The organism is Streptomyces sp. NRRL S-646 (genome assembly GCF_000720765.1).
Classification (GTDB): domain Bacteria; phylum Actinomycetota; class Actinomycetes; order Streptomycetales; family Streptomycetaceae; genus Streptomyces.
Window position 1 is genome coordinate 1 of sequence record NZ_JODC01000161.1, and the last position, 202, is coordinate 202.

The 202-nt window shown below is 69.3% G+C and carries 1 pseudogene; it reads right to left on the bottom strand.

The window, feature by feature from the left end:
- Positions 1–202: pseudogene (locus IH68_RS51595) on the bottom strand (serine hydroxymethyltransferase); the annotation flags it as partial.

Here is a 202-nt window from a genome sequence, read left to right on the forward strand (position 1 = left end):
ACCGGAGTCGTCCACGTGGTAGGCGACCACGTTGAACTGCTTGCCGGAGAAGTTCAGCCGCATCCCATGGGTGAGATGGCCGCCGTGCGCCAGGTCCAGCCCGAGGATGGTGTCGCCGGGCTGGGCCAGCGCGAACAGCGCGGCCTGGTTGGCGGAGGCACCCGAGTGGGGCTGCACGTTGGCGTACTCGGCGCCGAACAGC